Source organism: Paraburkholderia sp. SIMBA_053 (genome assembly GCF_046534895.1).
Classification (GTDB): Bacteria; Pseudomonadota; Gammaproteobacteria; order Burkholderiales; family Burkholderiaceae; genus Paraburkholderia; species Paraburkholderia caledonica.
Map to the genome: position 1 here is coordinate 1327646 of NZ_JAWRXU010000001.1, position 23950 is coordinate 1351595.

The 23950-nt window shown below is 61.1% G+C and carries 15 protein-coding genes; 6 read left to right on the forward strand and 9 right to left on the reverse strand.

Annotation, left to right across the window (positions count from 1 at the left end):
- Positions 1–3 precede the first annotated feature (3 nt).
- The 3 genes from SB753_RS06005 to coxB are packed head-to-tail and all read right to left on the reverse strand — an operon-like array spanning position 4 to position 3672.
- The gene (locus tag SB753_RS06005) at positions 4–603 is read right to left on the reverse strand and encodes a heme-copper oxidase subunit III (RefSeq protein WP_027804431.1); all 600 of its coding nucleotides are present in this window, start codon (positions 601–603) and stop codon (positions 4–6) included.
- Positions 596–2587: a cytochrome c oxidase subunit I gene (gene ctaD, locus SB753_RS06010; RefSeq protein ID WP_410799470.1), complete on the reverse strand. Its 1992-nt coding sequence runs from the start codon at positions 2585–2587 to the stop codon at positions 596–598. Before ctaD ends, SB753_RS06005 begins: the two co-directional genes overlap by 8 nt.
- 26 nt (positions 2588–2613) lie before the next feature.
- Positions 2614–3672 (reverse strand): cytochrome c oxidase subunit II, encoded by a 1059-nt coding sequence (gene coxB / locus SB753_RS06015; protein ID WP_410799472.1) that lies wholly within the window; start codon positions 3670–3672, stop codon positions 2614–2616.
- Positions 3673–4152: 480 nt separating this feature from the next.
- Between coxB and SB753_RS06020 the strand changes: the two genes are divergently transcribed.
- The 3 genes from SB753_RS06020 (at position 4153) to SB753_RS06030 (ending at position 7954) form a co-directional block, all read left to right on the forward strand.
- Positions 4153–5397, forward strand: coding sequence for a sensor histidine kinase (locus SB753_RS06020; RefSeq protein WP_410799473.1), 1245 nt, complete (start codon positions 4153–4155; stop codon positions 5395–5397).
- A gap of 340 nt (positions 5398–5737) precedes the next feature.
- A complete protein-coding gene (locus SB753_RS06025) occupies positions 5738–7567 on the forward strand; it encodes a PAS domain-containing sensor histidine kinase (protein ID WP_020066803.1) in 1830 nt (609 codons plus the stop codon).
- Between the two features lie 117 nt (positions 7568–7684).
- Entirely contained in the window at positions 7685–7954 is a 270-nt protein-coding gene (locus SB753_RS06030) for a hypothetical protein (protein ID WP_020066804.1), read from the forward strand.
- A gap of 56 nt (positions 7955–8010) precedes the next feature.
- Here SB753_RS06030 and SB753_RS06035 read toward each other — a convergent pair whose 3' ends face one another.
- From SB753_RS06035 to SB753_RS06055, 5 genes are all read right to left on the reverse strand, one after another.
- Entirely contained in the window at positions 8011–9330 is a 1320-nt protein-coding gene (locus tag SB753_RS06035; protein ID WP_410799475.1) for an epoxide hydrolase family protein, read from the reverse strand.
- 43 nt (positions 9331–9373) lie between these two features.
- The gene (locus SB753_RS06040; protein ID WP_408191422.1) at positions 9374–9733 is read right to left on the reverse strand and encodes a BON domain-containing protein; all 360 of its coding nucleotides are present in this window, start codon (positions 9731–9733) and stop codon (positions 9374–9376) included.
- A 193-nt stretch (positions 9734–9926) separates the two neighbouring features.
- On the reverse strand, positions 9927–15890 hold the full coding sequence (locus SB753_RS06045) for an AAA family ATPase (RefSeq protein ID WP_410799476.1): 5964 nt from the start codon (positions 15888–15890) through the stop codon (positions 9927–9929).
- A 135-nt stretch (positions 15891–16025) separates the two neighbouring features.
- Positions 16026–16865, reverse strand: a complete 840-nt coding sequence (locus tag SB753_RS06050; protein WP_410799478.1) for an enoyl-CoA hydratase/isomerase family protein — start codon at positions 16863–16865, stop codon at positions 16026–16028.
- A gap of 40 nt (positions 16866–16905) precedes the next feature.
- Complete coding sequence (locus tag SB753_RS06055; protein ID WP_410799480.1) at positions 16906–17583, reverse strand: type 1 glutamine amidotransferase domain-containing protein; 678 nt, start codon at positions 17581–17583, stop codon at positions 16906–16908.
- Between the two features lie 584 nt (positions 17584–18167).
- On the opposite strand from SB753_RS06055, the gene SB753_RS06060 reads away from it, so the two are divergent.
- The gene (locus SB753_RS06060) at positions 18168–18902 is read left to right on the forward strand and encodes a response regulator transcription factor (RefSeq protein ID WP_131316247.1); all 735 of its coding nucleotides are present in this window, start codon (positions 18168–18170) and stop codon (positions 18900–18902) included.
- Positions 18903–18918: 16 nt separating this feature from the next.
- Here the strand turns inward: SB753_RS06060 and SB753_RS06065 are convergent, their stop codons facing one another.
- Positions 18919–20361 carry a diguanylate cyclase gene (locus SB753_RS06065; protein ID WP_410799638.1) on the reverse strand — a complete coding sequence of 481 codons (1443 nt, stop codon included), beginning with the start codon at positions 20359–20361 and terminating at the stop codon, positions 18919–18921.
- Between the two features lie 375 nt (positions 20362–20736).
- Between SB753_RS06065 and SB753_RS06070 the strand changes: the two genes are divergently transcribed.
- Both SB753_RS06070 and SB753_RS06075 read left to right on the forward strand, forming a co-directional pair.
- Positions 20737–22275 carry a sensor histidine kinase gene (locus SB753_RS06070; RefSeq protein ID WP_410799482.1) on the forward strand — a complete coding sequence of 513 codons (1539 nt, stop codon included), beginning with the start codon at positions 20737–20739 and terminating at the stop codon, positions 22273–22275.
- The gene (locus SB753_RS06075) at positions 22257–23633 is read left to right on the forward strand and encodes a sigma-54-dependent transcriptional regulator (RefSeq protein ID WP_410799484.1); all 1377 of its coding nucleotides are present in this window, start codon (positions 22257–22259) and stop codon (positions 23631–23633) included. The genes SB753_RS06070 and SB753_RS06075 overlap by 19 nt, the downstream gene beginning before the upstream one ends.
- Positions 23634–23950 lie beyond the last annotated feature (317 nt).

Genomic DNA, 23950 nt, shown 5'->3' on the forward strand with positions numbered 1-23950 from the left:
CTCCTAGAAAAGAAAAGGCGTGACGTACAGCGTGGTAAAAATAAAGAGCCAGACGACATCGACGAAATGCCAGTACAGGCCGCCGATTCTCAGCGCAGCACAACGCTTTTCGTCGAAGTAACCGAGCGCCGTCCAGCCGAGCAGACAGGACAGCACGATAAGTCCGACGAGCACGTGGATCACGTGAAAGCCCGTGATCGTGAAGTACAGCGATCCGTAAAGATGCGTTGCGATGCCGTACGGGTGGTCGTGCCACTCCTTCATCTGAATGCCGACGAAGACGACGCCGAGAACGATCGCCAATGCCATCGACGCCACCGCCCAGCGGATTCTGCGCCGGCGCACCAGGCGCTCGCCTAACCACACGAACAGGCTGCTCAAGAGCAGGACGCAAGTATTGAGCGCGCCGATGCCGATCTTGGGCAGCCCTTCCGGCGGCCAGTGCATCTCGGTCTGCGAGCCGAGGTACAGATACGAAAAGATCAGATAACCGAAGAGCGACGCTTCGGTGGCGACCGTCGCCATCATGCCCCACCAGCCGCTCGATAATTTTCCGGCGCTACCGACAGGAAGAACCGGCACGTTATCCGTCAGCTCACTCATGACCGGCCCCCGCATCCCGCACCGGCTCCGGCTCGCGCTGTATCAGCAATCGTTCGGGCCACAGCCATAACAGAATCGCCGCGCCGCACGCAGCTACCATGGCCCCCGCAAAGATCCAGGTGCGCAGCAGCATGGCAACGAACAGCAGCGCACTGAATAAGCCGAGCAAAAACGGCGCGTAGGAATCGGTCGGCATCTTGAGAATGATGTCGGGCCTGGCATCGAGCGGTGTCGTGCCGAGCGCCTCACGGCCATGATCGAGCAGGAACCCTTCATCGAGCTTCGAGTTGCTGCCCTCTCCAATCCGTTCTTCCCACAGCGGATTGCGGCTCGCTACCACAGGCACGACAGCGAAGTTGTAGGGCGGTGGCGGCGACGGGACGGACCATTCGAGCGATGCGCCGTCCCACGGATTGTCGCCTGCCGGTGCACCGCGCCGCAGGCTCACGGCCATGTCGATCAGAAAGATGAAAATGCCAAGGGCGAATATGAATGAGCCGATGGTCGTGATCATGTTCGTCGTGTCCCATCCCATGTTTGCCGGGTAGGTATAGACCCGACGCGGCATGCCGAGGAGGCCCGAGATGTGCATCGGGAAAAAGCCGACGTTGAAGCCGACAAAGGTGACCCAGAACGACAGCTTGCCGAGCCGCTCACTGGTCATGCGGCCGGTGAATTTTGGGAACCAGTAATAGATGCCCCCGAGCACGGGAAACACGTTGATGCCGAGCAGCACGTAGTGCAGGTGAGCCACGACGAAGTAGGTGTCGGTCAGTTGCCAGTCGAATGGCACCGCCGCCGTCATCACACCGGAGACGCCGCCAATCACGAACATCAGCACGAAGCCCGCGAAAAACAGGAACGGCACGCGATAGACCGGCCGTCCAAGCCAGATCGTTGCAATCCATGCGAAGGTGGCGACCGCGCTTGGGATCGAGATGAGCGTGCTTGCGGCGCCGAAGAAAGCCAGCGCAAGCGGCCCGATTCCCGTCGCGAACATGTGATGAATCCAGACCACGAATCCGATCATCATCGTGGCGACGGTCGAGATGGCAACGGGTGTGTAGCCAACGAGTGGCCGGCGGCAAAACGTCGGCAGCGCATCGGAAACGATGCCCATTGCCGGCAACACCACGACATATACCCACGGATGAGCGAACATCCAGAACATGTGCTGCCATAACATCGGCCGGCCACCGTGGGTGACATCGAAGAAGTGCGTGCCGATCTGCCGGTCCAGCCACAGCATGAGAAACGCGAGACTGACCGCTGGCACCGCCACCAGGTTAGCCGCCGACGCAGTCAACGTGCCCCACACCAGAATGGGCAAGCGGTCGATCGACATTCCCGGTGCACGCATGCGCAGTAGCGTGACGACGAAGTTGACCGATCCAACCGTTGTCGACACACCGAGCAGCACCATGCCGAGCGCGTAGACGTCGATGTTCGGTCCGGTGTTGTATTCGAGATTCGCGAGCGGCACATAATTGAACCAGCCGGCATTGGGAGCCTGGCCGAGTGGAAAGCTCGCATAAAGAAAAATGCCCGCGAAAAGGAAGACCCAGAACGACAACGCATTGAGACGGGGAAATGCCATGTCCCGCGCGCCGAGCACGAGCGGCCACAGGTAGTTCGAAAAGCCGGACAACACGGGCAGTGCGTACAAAAAGATCATCGTGATGCCGTGCATCGTGAAAAGCTGGTCGTACTGCTCCGGCGACAGCAGATGCGCGTTCGGCCGCGCAAGCTGTACGCGCATGATCAGCGCCTCGATTCCCCCGGCAATCAGAAAGACAAAAGCGGTGACGATGTAGCGCAAGCCGATTTGCTTATGGTCCACCGTCGAGAGCCAGCCGCGCCAGCCAGGTTCGCTTTCCCACAGTTCGCGCAGGCGCTGCTCGCGCGGCGAACCTTGCGGCATGCGGCCGATTTCCGGTCGGCGTGCGAGCCGCAGGTCGGGCGTGTCGGGTGCAAGGTCGGCCATGTTCTTCCTTGTCGGATGGAGGCGCTTCAGCGGAGCGTCGCTAAATAGGCGGAGAGCGCAGCGGCATCCTGCACGTTCAGCGTGAAGCTGGGCATCAGCGAATCGGGTTTTATCTGTTGGGCGTGCTCGATCCAGTCGAGCAGGTGCGTCGGCGTATTGGTCAATGTGCCCGCTGCAAGCTGCTGGCGTGAGCCCACATGAGTCAGGTCCGGGGCCTGTGCACCGGCCGCGTCGCTACCCCGTACCGCATGACAGCCTGCGCAGCGATCCATGAAAATCTTCTGTCCGTCTTTCACCTGGCCGTTGGCCGGCAGAGCCGCCTGACGGATCTGCGCACTCCGCCAGGCATCGAAATCCGCCTGCGGCTGCGCGATGACGTCGAACGCCATATGCGCATGCTGTGAGCCGCAAAATTGCGTGCACTGACCGCGGTAGACGCCTGGCGCGTCCGCCTCTATCCATTGGGTGTTGACCTGCCCCGGGATTGCCTGCGTCTTGCCGGCAAGGCGCGGAACCCAGAATGCGTGGATCACGTCCGCGCTTTTCAGGCTGATCTTGACCGGCACGCCCACGGGAATGTGGATCTCGTTGGCTGTTGCGAAATGGTTCGCCGGTTCGGTGTCGTCACCGTAGTCGATCTTCCACCACCAGTCGTAGGCGGTGACGGTGATAGTCAGGCCCGGTGTGAGCGAAGGTTGCGCGACGGCCTCCAACGTAACGAGCGTGTAGAAGAGCGACACCAGCAACGCGACCGTAGACACGCCCACGCCGATGTAAATCCACGCCATTCCACCGCCTTCCTTGCCCAGCGCTCGCTCTGCGGTCGGCGGGCGCCGCCGCATGAGTGCGCCCGCCAGCAGAACGGCAATGATGACGACAACCGCGATGCACATCGCAGTCAGACCCCAGCCGAGGTGCATGGTCGGGGTCGCCGCGGGGCCGGCGGAATGCAGGAAGTATTCGAGCGGCGCGTCGGCGTGCGCAGGCGGCGCGGCAGTAAGCGCCGTTAGAAGTGCAAGCTTGAACCCGCTGAGGTCCCATCGATGCAGGCGTCCGACAGAAAAATCGCTGACCGTCTGACTCATCTTTGTTCTCCGGCCCGGCACGTAGGCCGACTCGCAAGCGGTTATATCCTTACATGTGCATTGCGGTTGTCGGAGCGAACCCCGCGCATTACGTGTCACAACGTGATGTATTGCAAAATTCTTGCCTGGCGTCGGAAGTTGGATCTTGCGCCGTGACGGCTCTGAAGCGCTTGTAAAAACCGTCGGGCGATGTAACTTCGATGAAGCATGCGCTCACCGCGCGAACCACAGACGTGCGTCGTCGCGAACACCCAGTTCCGATAGCACGAAATAAAATGTAAGGATTTGATCGATGCTGCCAGTGTTCGCCGCATCTCAACGCGTCTGGACGGTGGATCATTGGCTAACGTTAAGCTTGACGATGCCGGGCAAGACACGGATTCACCATCCCACTATGTACGTCGCAGACCGGCATCTTCCAAAAAGGATATGCCCGCTAGTGCATGCACGTAACTTTCAAATGAAGCGCAAGAGGAACCCGTGATCAGGTCGATTCACCGAGTCATCATATTGGCTGCCGTGCTCAGTTCAAGTATTGGCTGCGGCGCGATGGCAGTTGCTTCGCAGCATGTCGGCCTGACACGATCGGACTCGTCGTATGCGTCGCAGGCGAGCCCGGTGCCTGCGAGGTTTCAACAAGCTGACGCGAGCAAGCGTTCATATTCCCCGCTATTGGCGTCGCTCTCTGCGGCGCCGCCCGCTGTGGTGCTTGTGGAACGGCCAACGCTGGTTGATCTCCGGCGAGACCAAGGTGAAGCTGGCGGCGCACAAGCCTGGTTCCCCGTTCCAGGCTATCAATATTGGAACCGCCAAACCATTTCGACGGATGACTCGTTCCCATTCGAAAACGCGCCCTCCTATCTGCGTTGGGACTGCATCGCGTTCCCGGCATGGTCGATTGTCTTTCTATCTATTGGTCTCGGCTTGGCAGCAAGCTGGGCAATTGGTCGGCCGCTACGCAGTCTCGCGACAGCGTTTAGCAAGGTTGGCAGCGAATACCGTCCCCATGAAATCATTCCGGAAAAAGGTCCCAAGGAGTTGCGGCGACTGGCGCGGGTCTCCAATGAATTGCTCGCTCGGCGCATCGACTCACGTGCAGAGCAATCGTCCACACTCGTGGCACTGCAACTACATCTCGAATCGCACGCAGCCCGACTGCGTGAACGTGCCCTTCAGGTGAAGGAATGGCATAAACGCGTGGCGCTCGTAGAGGACATCGACCTCTTCTCGCATCTTGCCAGGCAGTTCGTCGAAGGGACTCAGCCGTCCATCGGGCCGCGGACCGATCTGTCCGTGGAAGCATTCATCCACGATCGATTCGTAATGACAAGCTCGCTGGAGGCCAACCTGTTCGTCTGCACGTTCGAAGCGGGCGCAGAATTCAAGCTGCCGCGCCCGGTTCTCGAGCGCGTCATGTTCAATCTGGTCGACAACGCGCTGGAGCATGGAATCCCGCCGATCGAAATTAAAACCTCGCGAACCCGAGCCGAGTGGATCCTGAGCATCAGGGATCACGGTGCAGGAATCACGCAGTCAAAATTGGCAGATGCAACCGCAGCATTCGTGCGCCTGGACAGCGCCGACAATACCGGACGCCATTGGGGACTCGGGCTGGCTCTGGTCAAAAAGCTCGTGGCGAGCGTAGGCGGCCATCTCATTCTTGGCAATCATCCCGGCGGCGGGCTGATAGCGCGCCTGGTGTTCCCAAAAAGCGAACGGACATAGCCGACACGCTCTCGTCGGCTGACCGAACCGGGAATCGAGACACGCCGGTGCCCTCCGGCCAAACCACGGCAGCCACCGATCACCCGAGAGCTTCGTCGTAACTCGCCGGCTGAGCCCGATGCGGACCACGCACTCGACCGCCTGACATCCCGGCGCGCTGGCGCAACTCTTGCGACGGAGCGGATGGCACGGGCCTCAAGAGCCCCGCGTGACAAACCGCTGACAGGGCGCTGCCCGGTAAAAACACAAAATGACTAACTTCGCACCCTCCCCGGGGGACGTTTCGGGAGAAGAATCTTTCCAGCTTCTCGTCGCAGGCGTTAGGGATTACGCGATTTTCATGCTGGACGCAGAAGGTTATATCAAAACGTGGAATGCAGGCGCCCAACGCTTCAAAGGCTATGCTCCCAGGGAAATTCTGGGTCAGCATTTTTCCGTTTTTTACACAGACAGTGACCGCGCCGGCGGCCGCCCGGCACTCGCGCTGCGAACTGCGCGCGACGAGGGTAAGTTCGAGGACGAAGGCTGGCGGGTCCGAAAGGACGGCAGCCAGTTCTGGGCAAGCGTGGTAATCGATCCGCTGCGTGACGATTCCGGCAAGCTGATCGGCTTCGCCAAGATCACACGCGACATCACGGACCGGAAGATGGCCCAGGAAGCGTTGCGTGAAAGCGAGGAGCAGTTCCGGCTGCTGGTTCAGGGCGTCACGGACTACGCGATCTACATGCTTTCGCCAGCCGGCGAGGTGACTAACTGGAACGTCGGCGCGGAACGGATCAAGGGTTACACACGCGAGGAAATTCTCGGCAAACACTTCTCGTGCTTCTATACCGACGAGGATCGCGCGAGCGGCCTGCCTGCGCTGACGCTGTCGACCGCGGCCGCGGAGGGCCGAGCCGAGCGCGAAGGATGGCGGGTCCGCAAGGACGGCTCGCGGTTCTGGGCTCACGTGGTGGTGGATGCAATCCGCAACGGCGCGGGCGAACTCGTGGGTTTTGCGAAAGTGACGCGCGACGTCACGGAACGCAAACAGGCGGCGGAGGCTCTCGAACGCGCAAACGCCGCACTGTTCCAGTCACAGAAGATGGAATCGCTGGGCCAGTTGACCGGCGGCGTCGCGCACGACTTCAACAACCTGCTCGCAGTCATGTCGAACGGACTCGATGTGCTGTCGCTGCGCGTACAGGACCACGCCGATCTCAAGATGCTGGAAACCATGCAACGCGCCGTGGCCCGGGGCGCGACGCTGACACAGCAGTTGCTCTCGTTTGCGCGCCAGCAGCCGCTCAAGGTCGAAAGATGCAATCTGAACGCGGTAATCCGCGGTTTTGAAGCGGTTCTTCGCCGCGCGGGAAACAGCACGATCGAACTGGAGATCAGGCCAGAGCCGCGGCCGCGGCCCGTGCTGCTCGACGTAGCCCGCTTCGAGGCCGCGCTGCTGAATCTGATCGTCAATGCGCGCGACGCAATGCCCGCAGGCGGAAAGATCGCGATTACCGTTGAAAACGTCGAAGTCCGCGAAGGCACGGTTGGCTCGCTCGTCGAGGGCCCGTATGTCAAGGTCTCCGTGGCAGACACCGGCTCGGGGATGCCGCCCGAGGTTGCGGCGCGCGCGTTCGAGCCGTTCTTTACCACCAAGGAGGTCGGCAAGGGCACCGGTCTCGGTCTAAGCCAGGTGTACGGTTTTATCTCGCAGTCTGGCGGCGACGTGCTCATTCGCAGCGAACCGGACATGGGCACGGTCGTCAGCATGTATCTGCCGATAGCGAATAGCGCATCGGGCGACGCGGACTCTTTAGCCGGCCCGACGCTCGATACGGTGCTGGTCGTGGAGGACGAGCCGGATTTACTGGACGCGACGGCGGCGCTCTTCCGCAGCCTCGGATACGAAGTGCTGACCGCGAGCAACGGGGCTGAAGCGATGAACGCGTTGGGTCGTCGCGACGATATCCGCGTTTTGTTCACCGACGTCGTGATGCCCAAGGGAATCGATGGCATCCAGCTCGCGCGTTCAACGCGCGATCGCCATCCCGAGATCAGGATCGTGCTTGCATCGGGGTATCCTCTGCCCGCCCTCAAGGCACAGCACGGCAATCTCGACGACTTCGCGTTTATCCATAAACCGTATCGGCTGGCCGATCTCGTGCGAACGCTGGGCATGGCGACGTAGCCGCAGATCGTGTTGCGGGTTGCATGATATGGCCGTACTGTTGACGCACGCGTTACGCGGCGCAACCACGGCAACAAAACCAGACCGCTAATCTGACATGACCTTCCGGAGGAAAACATGGCAAACGTCGAACAATTCAAGGACGACCTGGAAAATAACGCTGACGGCCTGGTGGGCGGAAGCCGGGGCGACTTCATGGAAGCGGTGGGCGAGGCCGTCTATGCCCGCGTCGACAGTCACCAGCTGGACGGCATCATTGCAGCGTATCTGACGCTGCAGGAGGTGCTGGACGAGAACGCGGACAACCTGGACGACGAGGCCGACGAGGCGATCCAGAACGCTACCGACGAATTCAATGAGACGGTCGGCAAGATCCTCGGTGTGTAGTCGTCGGCCGGACGTGACCGCGCGTTGCGGTCATTCAAATATCGGCGGGCGGCAGGTCAGCGCAACGACGAAAAGCTTGCGCGAATTTCCTGCGTGAAGATCTGCGGCTGTTCCCAAGCCGCGAAGTGGCCGCCCTTGGGAAGGCGGTTGTAATGCATCAGCTTCGGGTACGCCTGTTCCGTCCAACTGCGCGGCGCGGCGTAGATCTCGTCGGGAAAGACGCTCACGGCGACCGGAATCGGTACATGTTTCGGCGCGAAAAAATTCAACTTGTTCTCCCAGTACAGCCGCGCCGACGAGATCGCCGTGCCCGTCAGCCAGTAAAGCGTGACGTTGTCCAGAACGTCGTCGCGTGTCAGTCCTTCCGGCTGTCCGTCGAAAACGCGCGCGATCATCGCCTGGCTGCTCGCGTCGTGATCCAGCATCCATGCAGCAGAGCCGATTGGCGAATCTTCGATACCGTAGAGCGTTTGCGGACGGTTCGCCATTTCGAGCGCATACCCAAGCCCGTGCTTGTAGAAGAAATCGAGTTGGTCGAATGCATGCTTTTCGTCGTCTGACAGGTTGGCCGGCGCAGGCTTGCCGTATTTCAACGCATCGGCGATGTCGTCCGGAACAGTGGCCGGCATATTCGTATGGATCGCAAGCAAACCGGGCGGCGTCAGCAGCGCCATCTGCTCGGTCACGGCATTGCCCCAGTCGCCGCCCTGCGCGACATAACGCGTGTAGCCGAGCCGCTGCATGAGCACGACCCATGCACGCGCGATACGCCCAGGATCCCAGCCGGTCGTCGTCGGTTTGCCCGAAAAACCATACCCCGGCAACGACGGGATCACGACATGGAACGCGTCTGCGGCCGTGCCACCATGAGCGGTCGGGTTCGTTAGCGGATCGATGATCTTCATTTGCTCGATGATCGAACCCGGCCAACCATGCGTGACGATCATCGGCATCGCGTTCGCGTGCCCGGACCGCACGTGGACGAAATGAATGTCGAGTCCGTCGATTTCGGTGACGAACTGCGGCTGGGCGTTCAGCTTTGCTTCGACCTTCCGCCAGTCGTAGTCAGTAGTCCAGTAGCGCGCGAGGCGCTGCATCGTCACGAGCTGCACGCCTTGAGTGGCGTCGGAGACAGTTTCGCGCGTGGGCCACTTCGTCGCCTTGATGCGCCGTCGCAAGTCGGCGAGTTGCGCGTCCGACGCGTGAACGCGTAACGGACGCAGCGCAGTCTCGTCGCCGCCGCCCGGCTGCGAGGTGCTCGTAATCGATGTATCGGCAAACGACACCCGCGGCGCTGAACCTGCGGCGACGACGGCTACCGCCGCACCGATGAACTTGCGGCGCGAAGAGACTTCGGGAAGAAGATCGTCTGACATGCCAACTCCTTCGAACGCAGAACTACTCGATCGCATGCGGCCTTCAATTCCCGGGCTCGGACACAGTGAGCTCATTGTTCACGTGGCTGACACCTGCAACCTTCGAAGCAGCCGCTTGTGCAGAGTCGATCTGCGACTGATCCGGTGCGGTGCCCGCAAGCGTGACCGTGCTGCCGTGCGCCAGCACGTTGATGTGCGAAGAGTTCAGCCCCTTCACCTTCGTCAGCGACTGACGCACTGCGTGGCTTAGCGCGCGATTCTCGGCTCGCATCTGCTTCTTGCTGGTGCCGCCGGCACTGGCAGCCGATGAGTCGGCAGCCCACGCGGTGCCAACGCCGATAACGGAAGTCGCCGTGAATGCCGTTGCCGCCGCCACGGTGAGGATGATTGCTCTGGTTTGCATGCCTGACTCCTTTCGGTGATAAGTTCACGCACGATGCATGGGTACGTCGGATAGCAGTCTTTATTACATGACACTGCGTGCGTCGTTTCAATCGTCATCGGGTATGTCAAACCATGCTGCCGGTATGCCTTTCATAAACCAAAGAGAACGCGACTACGGGCACAACGATTGACTCGGTGAATTCGACATCGACTCAAGCCGCCTCGGATGCTAGCGGCAGCGTGAAGAAAAAGCGCGCACCGCCATGCACCGACGCGTTGTCGGCGCTAATTTCGCCACCGTGCATTTCAATGATCGAGCGGCAGATTGGCAGACCCATGCCCATGCCATTTACCTTGGTCGTGAAGAAGCTCTCGAATACGCGCTGCATATTGGATTCGTCGAGCCCCGGGCCGCTGTCTTCCACGAAACAGGTGACACTCGTGGCATCGGGCAGATAGGTGCGAATCGTTATGTTGCCGTGCGGGCGTGCCGTCGTTTTCATGGCCTGCATCGCATTGACGACGAGATTCACGATCACCTGTTGCAACTGCACGCGATCCGCAAGCACGGCGGCCGCCGGCTGCGCGCGCTTACGCATGATCGTGACGCCGAGCGCGTTCACATCGTGACGCAGGAACACCAACGCTTCATCTATCAACTCATCGAGCAGCGCGATCGAGCGCTTCAAGCCTTGGCGCACCGCCATGGTGCGAATGCGATCGACGATATCGACCGCTCGCTGCGCATCGATTTTGATGCGTTGATTGATCAGCCGCGCCTCTGCCACATCGGGCGTCTCGCGATCGAGCCAGCGCGTGCCAATCGAGCTGTTCATCGCGATCGCCGCAAGCGGCTGCTTCAACTCGTGCGCGATGGACGCGCTCAACTCTCCGAGCGTCGAAATGCGCGCGGCGTGCGCGAAGTCGGCCTGAAGCCGCTGCAGCATTTCTTGCGCGCGGACGCGCTCCGTCAGATCGACAAGACTGATCAGCGCAATGCCGAGATCTTCGGCCGCGCCAGGACGCGCGACCGTCAACAGCACGTCGATGACGCGCCCGTCGAGCGTGGGAAGCCTGGTGGTTTCCTGAAAGAGCGGTGCGCCGCCGTAACGGCTTTCCAGCGCGCGCCTGAACGTGTCGGGGCTTTCTCTCCATACCCACGGCGACGGTCCTAGCAGCATGCTCCGGTCGTGCGCGCCGAACATTTTGGCCGCGTGATGATTGACCTCTTCGACGATGAGCAACTCCATCGCGCGATCCAGCCATCCGGGATGATGGTCTATGTACTCCGACAGATCTTCCACGCCCTGCCCTCGCAGCGACGACAGCAACGCGATCAGCGGTTGCGCGTCGATCTGCCATAAGCCGACGGGCATGTCGAAAAACAGACTGCGATAACGGTGCTCGCTGCGCAGCAACGCGGCATGGGCCTGCTTGCGCGTCGTGATGTCCTTGAGTGCTCCGAGCACCCGAATGCCCGCGTCGGCGTCGGCGATCACGTGCGCGAGCAATTGCAAGTGCCGCACCGAGCCGTCCGGCATCAGCAGCCGGTGCTCGACATCGAACGGCTGCCGGTCATGCGTTGCCCGATCGAACATGAGACGCACGAACGTCGCGTCGTCGGGATGAACCCGCGCCAGCATGAGTTCGAGTGTAGGAAGCGTGGCGAGATCGTAGTCGAAGATGCGAAAGCTTTGCTTCGACCAGAACAGCTCGCCACTCGACACATGCCAGTCGAAGCTGCCGGTGTTGCTGAGCCGCTGTGCGTCGGCGAGCAGCGCTTCGGCGTGTTGCAGGTCGGCATAAAGCCGCGCAGTTTCGAGCGACATTGCAGCCTGAGACGCGAGCATTCGCAACACGACCGTGCGCGGCGGCGTGAATACATTCGAAGCCAGGTTGTTTTCCAGGTAGAGCACGCCAATCATCCGGCTGCGCTTGATGAGCGGCAGACACAGGATCGAGCGGCAATCGTGACGCATCACGTACTCGTCGGACGAGTAAGGACTGGTGGACGATGCATCGTCGAGTAACAGGCTATCGCCTGTACGCATCACGTATCGCAACACGGATTCCGGTAGTTCTGCGTGTTCAATGGGCAGTCTGGGCAGACGCACCTCGACGGCATCGGCCCTTGTCGTCGCTTCTGCTTCCACGCGCAATTCGTTGCGGCGCTTGAGCACCAGCACGCACCGATCGGCGCCGGCGTGTTCAAGCGACAACGCCATTAACGTATGGATCAACTCGTTCAGGTCGATATCGCTGAATATCGCGCTCGACACGTTGACGACGGTTGCCAGGTCGAGCTGTTCGTTGGACATGGCAATGGTGCCGTCGGATTTCGATGTACCGGGACGCGCTCGTGGATGACTGCGCGTCAACTGGGTGGCCTTGCTCCAGGCGCCCCAGCGCTCGTAACAAGAACGGGCGTTCATCAGATACGTATCCGCGACTGTTTCAAGACCGCGGTCCGCGTAAAAGCGCGCCGCCAGTTCATGCGCGAGCGCCTGGTTCTGAATGAAACCATGCTCGCGGGCCGAGCGCACGGCCTCCTCATAGTGATGCATCGCATCGGAATCGCGGCCTTCGAGACGCGCGAGCTCCGCCGAAATCAGCGCATGACGATGCCTGAAATTGCTCGGACAGTGGCTCGTCCAGACAGCGAACTTTTCACACGTCGCGTGAATCACGCGACGACGGGTGACTCGTTGTTCGTCGCCGGCCGATGCGTCGAGCGACGCAAGTGTCAGCGCGTGGAAGAAGTAAAACGTCGCCTCTATTGGCAGCGCCATCGCGGCGTCGATCACAGATTCCGCGCAGTGTGCGGCGTGAAGAGCATCGTCGTATCGTCCTTCGAGATAGGCGAGCATCAGATTCATGATGTGGTGAAACGCGATGCCGCAGCCGAAATTCGACTGCGCGATAACGGCGAAAGACGCGTCGCGGTCGAATGCCACCGCATCGGTGAGTGTGCCGCCTGCCTCACCTTGCAGGGCCGCGACAAAATGCTGCTGCAGCCGAATGGTTTCGTAGACTGCGTCATTGCGGCTCTGGCGTGCGAACGAAGCGTGCCGCTCGGAACTGCGCTGCACGTCAGAAAGCGGTGTGCCCTTCTCGATCATTTGCCAGACCGTGGTGAACGCGAGGTACCCGGCAAAAGCCAGATCCCCCACGTCGAGACACGCGGCGCTTGCTCTTTCGAGTATCGGCAGATCGGTTACGACGTGACGCCGCCAGAAGTTGATGTGATTGCCGTGCAGATGGAGCAACTTGCCTTTGAAGCGCCGGTTGCCGAACTTTTCGTTCAACCTGAGCGACATCTCCGAGAACTGCACCGCGGACTCGATGTCTCCGAAACTCGACACCAGCATCAACGCGTAATTGCCGTAAGCGAAACTGGACTTGTCGGTGTTGCCCCCGCGCAAGGACAAGTTCACCGCCTGAAGCGTTATGAGCGGATAAAACGCCGGCCGGGCGATGAACGCGCAAGGCATCGATTCAACCAGCAGGTCTACGATCGTCAAGGTGACCGGGTCCGATGCGACCGGCGCATCTACGAGCGTGTCGATGGCGCGGCTGGCGAGATTGAGCGGTATCTTCCGCAACTCGGCTTCGACCTCGCTACTGACGGCGTCGTCGTGCAGCGGCAGCAGCACGCCGAAATCGCGCAGCGCGAGGCGAGCCACCTCGAAGCTCTCGTCATACCGCCCGGCGACCTGGTATAGCTCCATGCGCAAGCCATAGACCTTTGCGCGATCCAGGTTCGAGCGCGACCGATCGAGCATCATGTCGAACAGCGTATCGGCGTCGGCGAAGTCGCCGGCCAGATACTCGCATTCGGAAAACGCCAGATAGAGTTCGAACGTGCGCTCGTACTGACGGCTCCACGCGTCCGCGCCAAGCAGGGCGACGCCTTGTGCCAGATAAGTTCGTGCTGACGCGAACGCGGTCGAGTGCATGGCTCGCTGTCCCGCTGCATAGTTCAGCGCGACCGTACGCTCAAGCTCGTCCGCGTCGGTCATGAGCGAAGCGCCGCGGTTGAGATGATTGACGATATCGAAGAGGAACTCATCGAGTTCGCCCGCTGCGCGTCCGGAGGACAGCGTGCGGCCGATGTGCAGGTGCGTCGCCGCACGTTCGCTCTCGGGAATGAGCGCGTAGGCGCTCTCCTGAACGCGATCGTGGGCAAACACATAGGCATCGTCGACACGGTGCACGAGCCCCGCTTTCATGGCCTCCCAGAGCTTCGCATCGATCGATGCCGCAGGCTCCCCGTGAACGAGCTCCAGCGCGTCGATCTTCGCGACGTTGCCGAGAATGGCGAGCCGGCTCAGCGCGTCGCGTGTATCGTCCGGCAAGCGGGACAGTTTCGCTGCCATTAGTTCGACCACGTTTTCAGTCAATCTCTTGGCGCGGATGCGAGGCAGATCCCACGTCCAGATCGCGGCACGATGATCGAACGCAACCAGCCCCTCGTCGGCAAGCGCCGTCAGGAACTGGATCACGAAAAACGGATTGCCGCCGGTCTTCTGATGAACAAGCTGGGCAAGCGGCTCGGCAGTCGCGGCGGAGCAGCGCAGCGAATCGGCGACGATTTCCGTGACACTGCCGGCGCCAAGCGGCGCGAGATCGATGCGCTGCAGCGTCGTGCCGCGGCCCGTTTCCGTGCCGCTCATATCTTCGATCATTCGCGTGAGGCGATGCGCCGGATCGATCTCGTTGTCGCGATAAGCACCGACGAGCAGCACGTGCATCACGTCCGGATGCGTCGCGAGGTGTCCGATCAGATCGAGCGTGGCAGCGTCGATCCACTGCATATCGTCGATGAACAGCGCGAGCGGATGCTCGGGCCGCGCGAACACGCCGAGCAGGCGGCGAAATACGATATGAAACCGGTTGCGTGCGTCGTGAGGCGGCAACGCCGGAACCGCGGGCTGCTCCCCGATGATGAGAGCGAGTTCGGGAATCAGACCAACCATCAGTTGGCCATTCGGCGCAAGCGCCTCCGTCAACTCACGCCGCCAGCGCTCCAGTTCGGTATCGGTCTTGTTGAGCAGATCGCGGACGAGCGACTGGAACGCCTGGGCCAGCGGCACGTAGGGCGTGTCGCGCTTGAACTGGTCGAACTTGCCTGAGGCGAAGCGTCCGCGCGACGGCACCAGCGCCTTGTGCAACTCGTTCACCACCGACGTCTTGCCGATCCCCGCATAGCCCGAGACAAGCACCACCTGCGCGTCGCCGCACGTCACGACGCGATTGAAGGCCCCCAGCAGCGCATCGATCTCCGATTCGCGTCCGTAGAGCTTTTCAGGAATCATCAAGCGGTCAGACACATCGTGCTTGCCGAGCGCAAAGGGCGAGATTTCCCCATCCGCTTCCCATGCGGACAAACACCGTTGCAAATCGGCCCGAACGCCACCGGCAGTCTGGTAACGCTGCTCCGCCGTTTTGGCGAGCAGGCGCTCCACTAAGTCGCCGACCGGCGCAGGCAGACCTTCGACACGTTGCGCCGCGGGCACCGGCCTGCGAGCGATATGACAATGAATCCATTCGATCGCTTCGGACGCAACGAATGGGGACGAGCCCGTCAGCATCTCGTAGAGCGTCACGCCGAAGGAATACAGATCGCTGCGCGCATCGATTGAACGGTTCATGCGCCCGGTCTGCTCGGGCGCCATATACCTCAGCGTTCCTGCGATTATCTCGGGCGGCGCGGGCGGCTGATGTTCGTGTGGGAGTAGCGACGCAATGCCGAAGCCGGTCAGGCGGACATTGTCGTTCGCATCGATAAGGACATTGGCGGGCTTGATGTCCTTGTGGATGATTCCGCGCTCGTGCGCGTGTCCGATCGCCTGAGCGAGATTCACGGCGATGCGCAGGCACCGCGCCAGTTCGAGTGGCTTGCCGAGAATCCGGATCAACGGATCGCCGCCGCTGTCGTCGAGGACCAGCACGGGCGGCACGCGCCCAAGGTCGAGCGCGAGTGGCTGCGCGGCCCACTCCGGTTCGAGCAACGGCGCAAGACCGTATTCGTGCTCGAGCCGCATGATGCTCTGCGACGCGGGCTGCGTGGCCACTCGCGCGAGCATCGAGATATGCGAGCCGGGCCGCTGTGCACGGCACAACAACAGTTCGCCGTCTTCGTGCAGCGGTTCGAGCGAAAAGCCGGTGAGATCCATGGAGATGCTCCTTCTCGCTGCTCTCTTCCGAGGAAGGCGATACCTGCCCGAGGGACACGTATCGCTCTGCGAAGCGAAAAGTAGCCTAGCATGCGAGGAGCGCAATGCCCTCGAATGAGTCGCCCGATTCGGCGGCTAGCGCCAGAGCGAGCCCGTGTAATCCGCGAGCCTCGCTTCCACGTCCGTCACCTTCTGCAAGCCGAGATCCATCAGTTGGGCAATCTTCTCCTGCGCGACCGGGCGACCGACCGACGCGATGAAGGCGTCCCACTCGGTCGCGACGCTCGCGTCAGGCGGCAGGGTCTGCGCGTTGACGTGCTGCTTGACGACCGAAAGGGATTGCCTGTCGAACAGGCTGATACGGGTGGCGAGGTCGTCGACGAACGTATCCAGTTCGCTGTCCGGCATCGAGCGATTGACATACCCATAGCGCTCGGCCAGCGCGCCGGGAAAGTCGTTGCCGCTCGTCAGCACCTCGAGCGCGCGCCCGCGGCCGATCAGCCGCGAAAGACGCGTCATCGGCCCTCCGCCGGGGACCAGCGCTACGCCGATTTCCCACTGCGACATCAACGCGTGCTCGTTGCTGGCAAAGCGCATGTCGCTCGCCAATGCGAGTTCGCTGCCGACACCTGATGCGCGCCCTCGAATCTTCGCGATCGAGATGACAGACGACCGCCCGATCCGCACCAGCATATCGGGCAGCGGAGGCATGCCCGTTGGTCCCGGCGGCATGCTCGTGGTCGCGTCGAGCGGCGGCACAAAGTCGTAGTGCGTGAGAAAGAAGCCGGGCACCGCGCTCTCGAACACGACCACTTTCACGTGCGGGTCCGCTTCAATCGCGCTGACGACCATGTTGAGCTGGGGCGTGGTATCGGGCCCGAAGATGTTGAAGGGCGGATTGTCGAAGATGACACGCCAATAAGACGGGCTGGGACGTTCGATTCGGATCTGCGCGTTGGGACTATCCTGGGTCATGACGCTCTCCATGCAGGCTATATCGGTTCGATGATGCGGGCTATCCGCGCGGCACTTTCAACAGGTCCTGCGCAACCGATTTCGACGAGGCGGGATTCTGTCCGGTGATCAGCCGTCCATCGATGATCGACAGCGGCTGCCAGTCGTCGACTTTCTCGAAGCGGCCGCCCAGGCGCTTCAACTCGTCTTCCACGAGGAAAGGCACGACATGAGTGAGCTGCACCGCCTCTTCCTCCGAATTGGTGAATCCGGAGACGCGCTTACCCTTGACGAGCGGCTCGCCGTTCGCCTTGACATGACGCAATACACCTGGCGAATGGCAGACAAAGGCGACAGGCTTACCGCTGTCGTAAAAGCGCTCGATCAGCGCCACCGACTGCGGATCTTCAGCGAGATCCCACAAAGGTCCGTGGCCACCTGGATAGAACACCGTGTCGTAGTCGTCGGCTTTCATGTCGCCGAGCTTCGCGGTGTTGGCGAGCACACGCTGTGCGGCGGGGTCGCTCTTGAAACGCTCAGTGAGTTCGGTCTTGCCTTCCGGCGTGTCGCTTTTCGGATCGATGGGCGGCTGTCCGCCTTTCGGCGAACACACGGTGACATCGACGCCCGCGTCGAGAAACGTGAAATATGGCGCTGCAAATTCCTCCAGCCAGAAGCCCGTTTTTCTGCCGGTGTTGCCGAGTTGGTCATGTGAAGTCATCACCATCAATATCTTCATGGTCGCACCCTCGTTGGAATATGACGTCGTGCCACGCGGTCGCGTGGTGCAGGAACTATAGGCATGGAACTCGCGCCGGGGGCGGCTGGCGCATACCAACGTATAGTGATCTATACAAGGTCGCGGACCGCGGGCTACGTTGACCAGGTGACTTGCGGCCGTGCCATCGTTCGGTGGAACGGCTGTTGTGAATGCACCAGAATGTTGCCCTTTGGCGTCTAGCAACAATTGACCTGTAACGATTCTGTTTGGTCGGCAATCGCCAACGTACCCGGCTGCAACTCGACAGATTTTTCCCATGGAAGTCTGCTAGAGTTAGCCGCATCGCTGACGCAAACCCTCATGACGTCAGCGCTTCAATCGCAAAACCGGCCCGCAAACATCAGGCCGGCTCGGCCACGCGGCCGCTTCGATGGTCTTTCCCCTCGCTCACTTTCCATCGAATCGGTCTTCGTTCGCCGGACGCAACTGCCCGAGGCCCGAGCGGCGCCGCCCCTACATCCGGCGCGTCGGAACGGAGCTTCGCCAAGTCCGTTTTTCAACGGCCCATTGATGGTGCGTCGCCTACTCCCGCAGGAGCAGACATGGTGCCCAGATCGCAGTCCACATTGAACAGTACGAAAGCGGAAAACGAGACGCCGGTGGTGTATGTCGTCGACGATGACGAGTCCATTCGCTTCACGCTGCAGAGCCTCGCTCGCTCTGTCAGGCTGCGGGTCGAGACGTTCGATTCGCCCGCGGACTTTCTTGCCTTCCCGAAGCACGACGCGCCGAGCTGCCTTATCCTCGATGTTCGGCTTCGAGGCGCGAGCGGTCTCACGTTTCAGGCGGAACTCGCGCGATACGGCCTTCGCATGCCGATCGTATTCATGACCGCGTTTGGCGACATCGAAATGAGCGTGAAAGCAATGAAGGCGGGTGCGCTCGACTTCTTTCAGAAGCCTTTTCGCGAGCAGGATATGGTGGACGCAATCGCGGATGCGCTGAAACGCGATACCCTGCGTCGAGCTTCCGATAGAGCACTGGCCGGCGTGATCTCCTCGTTCGAGTCATTGACAGTCCGTGAGCGGGAAGTAATGAAACGGGTCGTCACAGGCATGTTGAACAAGCAGATCGCGTATGAGTTGAATCTCAGCGAGATCACCGTGAAGATCCATCGCGGACAGGTCATGAAGAAGATGGCGTCGCGCAACTTGCCCGATCTTGTCAGAAAGGCCGAGGCGCTCGGCATGGAAGCCACGCGCGGCAATTCATCGGCTCTTCTGTCCACTGCACGGGGAGCGCCAGGCGAGAACCCAGGCGTCGGTCGGCGCATCTAGCGTGTCGGGACGGCAATCAGACCTGCGGCTGAGCCGGTTCAACGATATCGCCGGCGCGGACGACCACATTCCTTCCCCGTCTTTTGGCCGCGTACAGCGCCAGATCGGCGGAACTCGTCAATTCTTCCAGTGACGACGGATGCGACCGCCGACCGGTCGCGCAGCCAATGCTGACCGTGAACGGTGGAATCGCCTCCGACGACGCTGACGGCTCCCGGTGTTCGACTTCTCGACGTATAGCTTCACCGATCTGAAACGCTCCGGCTTCGTCGGTATTGGGCAGCACGACAACGAACTCCTCTCCGCCGTATCGCGCGGCGAGATCGCCACGACGACGCACGTGCCGATCGATACACTCCGCCAGATGTTTCAGCGCAATATCGCCTTGGGCGTGACCGTGACTGTCGTTGTATTGTTTGAAGTGATCCGCATCGACAAACAACAGCGACAACGAACCATCGCTGCGCTGCAGTCGTTCCCATTCGTTTTCGAGCGCATTGTCGAGCGCACGCCGGTTTTTGAGCCCTGTCAGTGGATCGGTTTGCGTTAGCTCCGTAAGCAGCACTTGCGTATTCGCGTGGTCGCGCAGAGCAAAAGCGAGGAGCCAGACCACGGTGCAAAACGCAACGCTCACAGACGAAGCGGAAACTCCGACTATCCACGACAATCGTTTCCACGAGGCCAGAACGTCGCTTTCCGCTGGCGCGACAACGGCAATGAGCGGCGTGCCGGGCACACGCTGAAACGTGTAGAGACGTAGTACTCCGTCAGAAATCGACGGGGCACTATAGAACCCGGAGTCATGGTTCACCATGCGCGGAAAGGTCGGTGACTTGCCTACGTTGACCAGCCCGGCCTGCGTGAGAGGGGGATTCCTCGCCACGAGCGTGCCGTCCGTACGAACGATCGCGGCGACACCGTGCGACCCCACGTCCAGTTTCGCAAGAAGCTGCCTGAAATATTCGACGTCGATCGCGACAATCGCCACTCCGCCGAACGACCCGTCGGGACGATTAATCCGTCTGCTCATCGCAATGGATTGGGCACCCCGCCGCGACCGCGCCGCATACACCGACGAGACATAAAGCCCGGCATCCGCGGACTTGCGATGCGCAATGAAATAGTCGCGGTCGCTAAAGTCCCAGGTGTGGGACCTGGAACAGCAGCCGTCGATTACACGACCACGATCATCGGTAATTCCCGTGCCGGTGACATACTCGGCAGCGGTCCGGTCGAACAGCAATTCGTGGCGCAAGCTCCGATCCATGGTCTGGATAGCAGGCTTGTCGAGCGCGGCGATCAGCGTGCGCAGCGAATTGTCAGACGTTTCAATTGTTCGAGCGATGTTGGTGGCTAGAACCGCGGTGACATTCCGGGACGTCTCATGGGCATGCTGAATCGCGGCGTCACGGGAGGCGAGGAGCGTGGCGAGGCTGATAGCCATCACGCCTAATGCCATCAGACTCCCTAGCGCACCGACGATCAATGGATGCCGGCCTGCGAGAACAGCTAGTTTTCCGGTGGTAATAGAAACGGACACTGTAACGTTCTGGTTAGTACACTCGGTTCAAAGATGTTCCTCCCGCGCGGTAACATTGCCTCCCGGTGAAGCGGGTTCTGTCGTGGAACAGAGGACTGCCGGAGTGTCGTGGCTAGCCGATGACCGGGTTTACGGCAAAGGCGGTAAAAAATGAAGTCCCGGATCCAGCCGCAAGCATATCTTGCCGGCGGAGGTTTGGCACAGCAGTGGTTCAGCGGCGTGTTGAACGCTGGAAAAAACGCGCGGTCTAGAATCGCGGGCTGGATTCAACCTCCTGCAGCGGAGCACCGCACGATGAAACGAATCTCTTTCGCCAACCAGCTTGTGCTTCTCTGGGCGTTGATCGCCGTGGTCTGCACACTGCTCGCCGGCGTAATCTGGCTGCTCTTCCAGACGGACCAGAGCCGGCAGATTTCCGCTGCGAGTCAACAATCCATCGCGGCTTGCGAGCATGTGGCGTCTCGTTACTCGTTGTCTCGCCTCGCCGCCAACAATCCTTACGATGCCGACCTGATGCATGCGGTACTCGATACCGTCCTCATTCAGGCGCCGAAAATCGAAGGAGGCTTCTGGAAGAACGACGCCGCGGGGCCATCTCATGCCTCTGAAGACACGTCCCGAACGGCGAACGGCTTTCTTGCCTATTCATTCCCAACATATGAAGGCACCGGCGTTAAGCGCGATATCCCACAGGCAGAAACACCGCTGATACTTCGCGCGCTGCACCGTGCCGCGTCGGCAGGTGCGACCGTTTCTGATTCCGTTCCCGCAGGAGAAGGCGCAACCGTCGCCTCTGCGTGTCCTGTGTCCGGTAGCCCCGCGCTCTACGCATGGACCCTGACCAGGGCACAAGCTCCTCTCGGGCAATATGGGCACATGCTGATGCTATCGCTGGTCGTCGTTCTAACGGCCATTCTGCTTCTCGCTCTTATTCTGGGTTTGGGCTTGCGCCGGTGGCGGAAAAACCTGTCGCAACTCGAGCAGTCTTTATCGTCCGGGACGGCAGCGTCGTGTTCCGAGCTTCCGTCTCCAGGCGAGCCCGACCTCGACAAAATCGTCAATGCTGTCAACGTCTTCGCTGCGCGCCTGAGGGAATCGCAAGCCCAGGCCTCCGCCTTGCACGAGAAGTTATCGCAAGCCGAGCGGTTTGCCTCTCTCGGCAAACTGGCCGCACAGGTCGCGCATGAAATTCGTAATCCGCTTGGGGCCGTCAGGCTGAAGCTGGAAAACGCTCTGGCCCATGGAGGAGACACACCGCGTCAATCGCTGACGTCGGCTCTCGGCCAGGTGGAGCGCATAGAAACTCAGGTAACGAGTCTGCTGGCTTTGACGCAGCCAGTCACCCTCGCGGTGCAGACAGTCGACGCCGCACAGTGGGTGACGTCGACGGCCGCGACACATCAGGAGCAGGCAAGAATCAAGGGCGTGACGCTCAGCGTCAATGCCGACCTCCCTGCGCCGTCGGGGCTGGGTGCTGACGCCGCGCCGGCGAAGTTCGATCCCTTACAGATGGCAAGAGCAGTCGATAATCTGATCCTGAATGCAATCCGGCACGCGCCGCCGCAAGGTAACGTCACCGTCAACGCAAATCGCGTCGAAACCGGTCACACGAGCCTGATGCGAATTGCTGTCGTCGATAATGGCCCGGGAGTGGCGTTAGCCGACCGCGAACGCATTTTCGAACCATTCGTCACGGGTCGGCCCGACGGCTCGGGACTCGGGCTCGCAGTGGCGAGAGAGGTGGCTACGGCGCATGGCGGCCGCGCGTACGTAGCCGATACGGAGAGCGGCGCGTGTTTCGTCATTGAGGTTCCATGGCACACATACTCGTAGTCGACGATGACAACGGCTTTCGCGAAGGCCTCGTCGAAACGCTGGTTGACCTCGGTCATAGCGTGGACGAGGCACGCTCCGGCGAACAGGCGCTGGAAATGCTCGAAAGCACGGGCGCGCCATTCACCTGCATGTTCCTGGATTTCCGCCTGCCTGGCATGGACGGCCTGGCAGTGCTGGACGCTCTTCGAAAAACGGCACAGGGACAGGCGTTGCCGGTGGTGATGCTCACGGGTTTCGCATCGAGCGATAACACGATTGGGGCAATGACGCTCGGAGCGTTCGACCACTTGACCAAGCCGGTCGGTAGACAGGCAATCCAGGCACTACTCGCGCGCATCATCGCCTCCACGGGCACGAGTGAGGCCGCCGCGAACACATCGCATCCGTTCAGCGCAGAGTCGGCGGGCGCGAAGCCTCGGCTACTCGGAGTGAGCGAGACGTTGCGCGAGGTGCAGAAACAGATCGGGCGCGCGGCATCGTCCGAAGCAACCGTCCTCTTTACCGGCGAAACAGGAACAGGAAAGGAGGTCGCCGCGCGCGTGCTTCATGACGCGTCGAGGCGCAGCGGCAAGCCGTTCGTCGCAGTGAATTGCGCGGCGATTCCCGCGGAGCTCCTCGAAAGCGAATTGTTTGGTCACGTCAAAGGTGCGTTCACGGGCGCAACCGCGGACCGGCCCGGCTGCTTTGCAGCGGCTGACGGCGGAACCTTGTTGCTCGATGAAGTCGGCGACATGCCATTGCCCATGCAAGCCAAACTGTTACGGGTAATCCAGGAGCGGCAGATCACCCCGCTCGGTTCTAACCGCGTGATTCCCGTCGACATCAGGCTGGTTGCCGCCACGCACAGAAACTTGCAGACCATGGTCGAGGCGGGGGAATTCAGGGAAGACCTGCTTTACCGGCTGAACATCATTCCGATCGCATTACCTCCGTTACGCGAGCGGCTGGCGGACATCCTTCCGCTAGCCGAACACTTCCTTGCTGATGTCGCGAAAGCGAGGTCACGCGAACTGCGTTTGTCGCTGCCGGCGCAGCATCTGCTCGTGGGTTACGCATGGCCAGGCAATGTGCGCGAATTGAGAAATGCAGTGGAACGCGCCGGCGCACTCGCGCCGGGAGCGATGATCACGGCGGAGGATCTCGGCTTTCTCAATGGCAAGCCGGACCTTGGCGAGCCACTAGTGGGTACAGGCTTGCTCGAGATGACGCTTCCCGACGCAGTGGAAACACTCGAGCGCGCGTTGATCTCCCACGCGTTGACGCTTGCGAGCAATAACCGCGCGGACGCAGCCCGGCGCCTCGGAATCAGCCGCCAGACGCTCTATGCAAAGCTGGCCGCGCTCAAGATCGAGTGAGGTGTCAAGCAAGCCGACACCAAGTGTCTGGATCATGGACAGATATCCTGCTGCATCGGGCGCGAAACCCCTTTCTAAAGGGATGCGCTGCATGGCATAGCCTTTGCAAAAGTCTCCGTGTCGTTCATCGGAGAACATCATGGCTGTCAACCAATCCATCCAACCTTGCCTGCATGCTACGCCCGCAAGTCACACGCACTCCATCGCGAAGCTTGCGCGGGCCGTAGCACTCTCGCTCGGTGCCGTCACCATTGCTTGCGCTGCTCAAACGCGGCCCGCCGAAGGCCCGGGCGCGCCTCCATCACCACCGGTCGCGG

Excerpts from the sequence above, each read along its gene's own strand:
- SB753_RS06005 (WP_027804431.1), bottom strand. The coding sequence starts at position 603 with ATGAGTGAGCTGACGGATAACGTGCCGGTTCTTCCTGTCGGTAGCGCC.
- ctaD (WP_410799470.1), bottom strand. The coding sequence starts at position 2,587 with ATGGCCGACCTTGCACCCGACACGCCCGACCTGCGGCTCGCACGCCGA.
- coxB (WP_410799472.1), bottom strand. The coding sequence starts at position 3,672 with ATGAGTCAGACGGTCAGCGATTTTTCTGTCGGACGCCTGCATCGATGG.
- SB753_RS06025 (WP_020066803.1), top strand. The coding sequence starts at position 5,738 with ATGCTGGACGCAGAAGGTTATATCAAAACGTGGAATGCAGGCGCCCAA.
- SB753_RS06030 (WP_020066804.1), top strand. The coding sequence starts at position 7,685 with ATGGCAAACGTCGAACAATTCAAGGACGACCTGGAAAATAACGCTGAC.
- SB753_RS06035 (WP_410799475.1), bottom strand. The coding sequence starts at position 9,330 with ATGTCAGACGATCTTCTTCCCGAAGTCTCTTCGCGCCGCAAGTTCATC.
- SB753_RS06040 (WP_408191422.1), bottom strand. The coding sequence starts at position 9,733 with ATGCAAACCAGAGCAATCATCCTCACCGTGGCGGCGGCAACGGCATTC.
- SB753_RS06045 (WP_410799476.1), bottom strand. The coding sequence starts at position 15,890 with ATGGATCTCACCGGCTTTTCGCTCGAACCGCTGCACGAAGACGGCGAA.
- SB753_RS06050 (WP_410799478.1), bottom strand. The coding sequence starts at position 16,865 with ATGACCCAGGATAGTCCCAACGCGCAGATCCGAATCGAACGTCCCAGC.
- SB753_RS06055 (WP_410799480.1), bottom strand. The coding sequence starts at position 17,583 with ATGAAGATATTGATGGTGATGACTTCACATGACCAACTCGGCAACACC.
- SB753_RS06060 (WP_131316247.1), top strand. The coding sequence starts at position 18,168 with ATGGTGCCCAGATCGCAGTCCACATTGAACAGTACGAAAGCGGAAAAC.
- SB753_RS06065 (WP_410799638.1), bottom strand. The coding sequence starts at position 20,361 with ATGGCATTAGGCGTGATGGCTATCAGCCTCGCCACGCTCCTCGCCTCC.
- SB753_RS06070 (WP_410799482.1), top strand. The coding sequence starts at position 20,737 with ATGAAACGAATCTCTTTCGCCAACCAGCTTGTGCTTCTCTGGGCGTTG.
- SB753_RS06075 (WP_410799484.1), top strand. The coding sequence starts at position 22,257 with ATGGCACACATACTCGTAGTCGACGATGACAACGGCTTTCGCGAAGGC.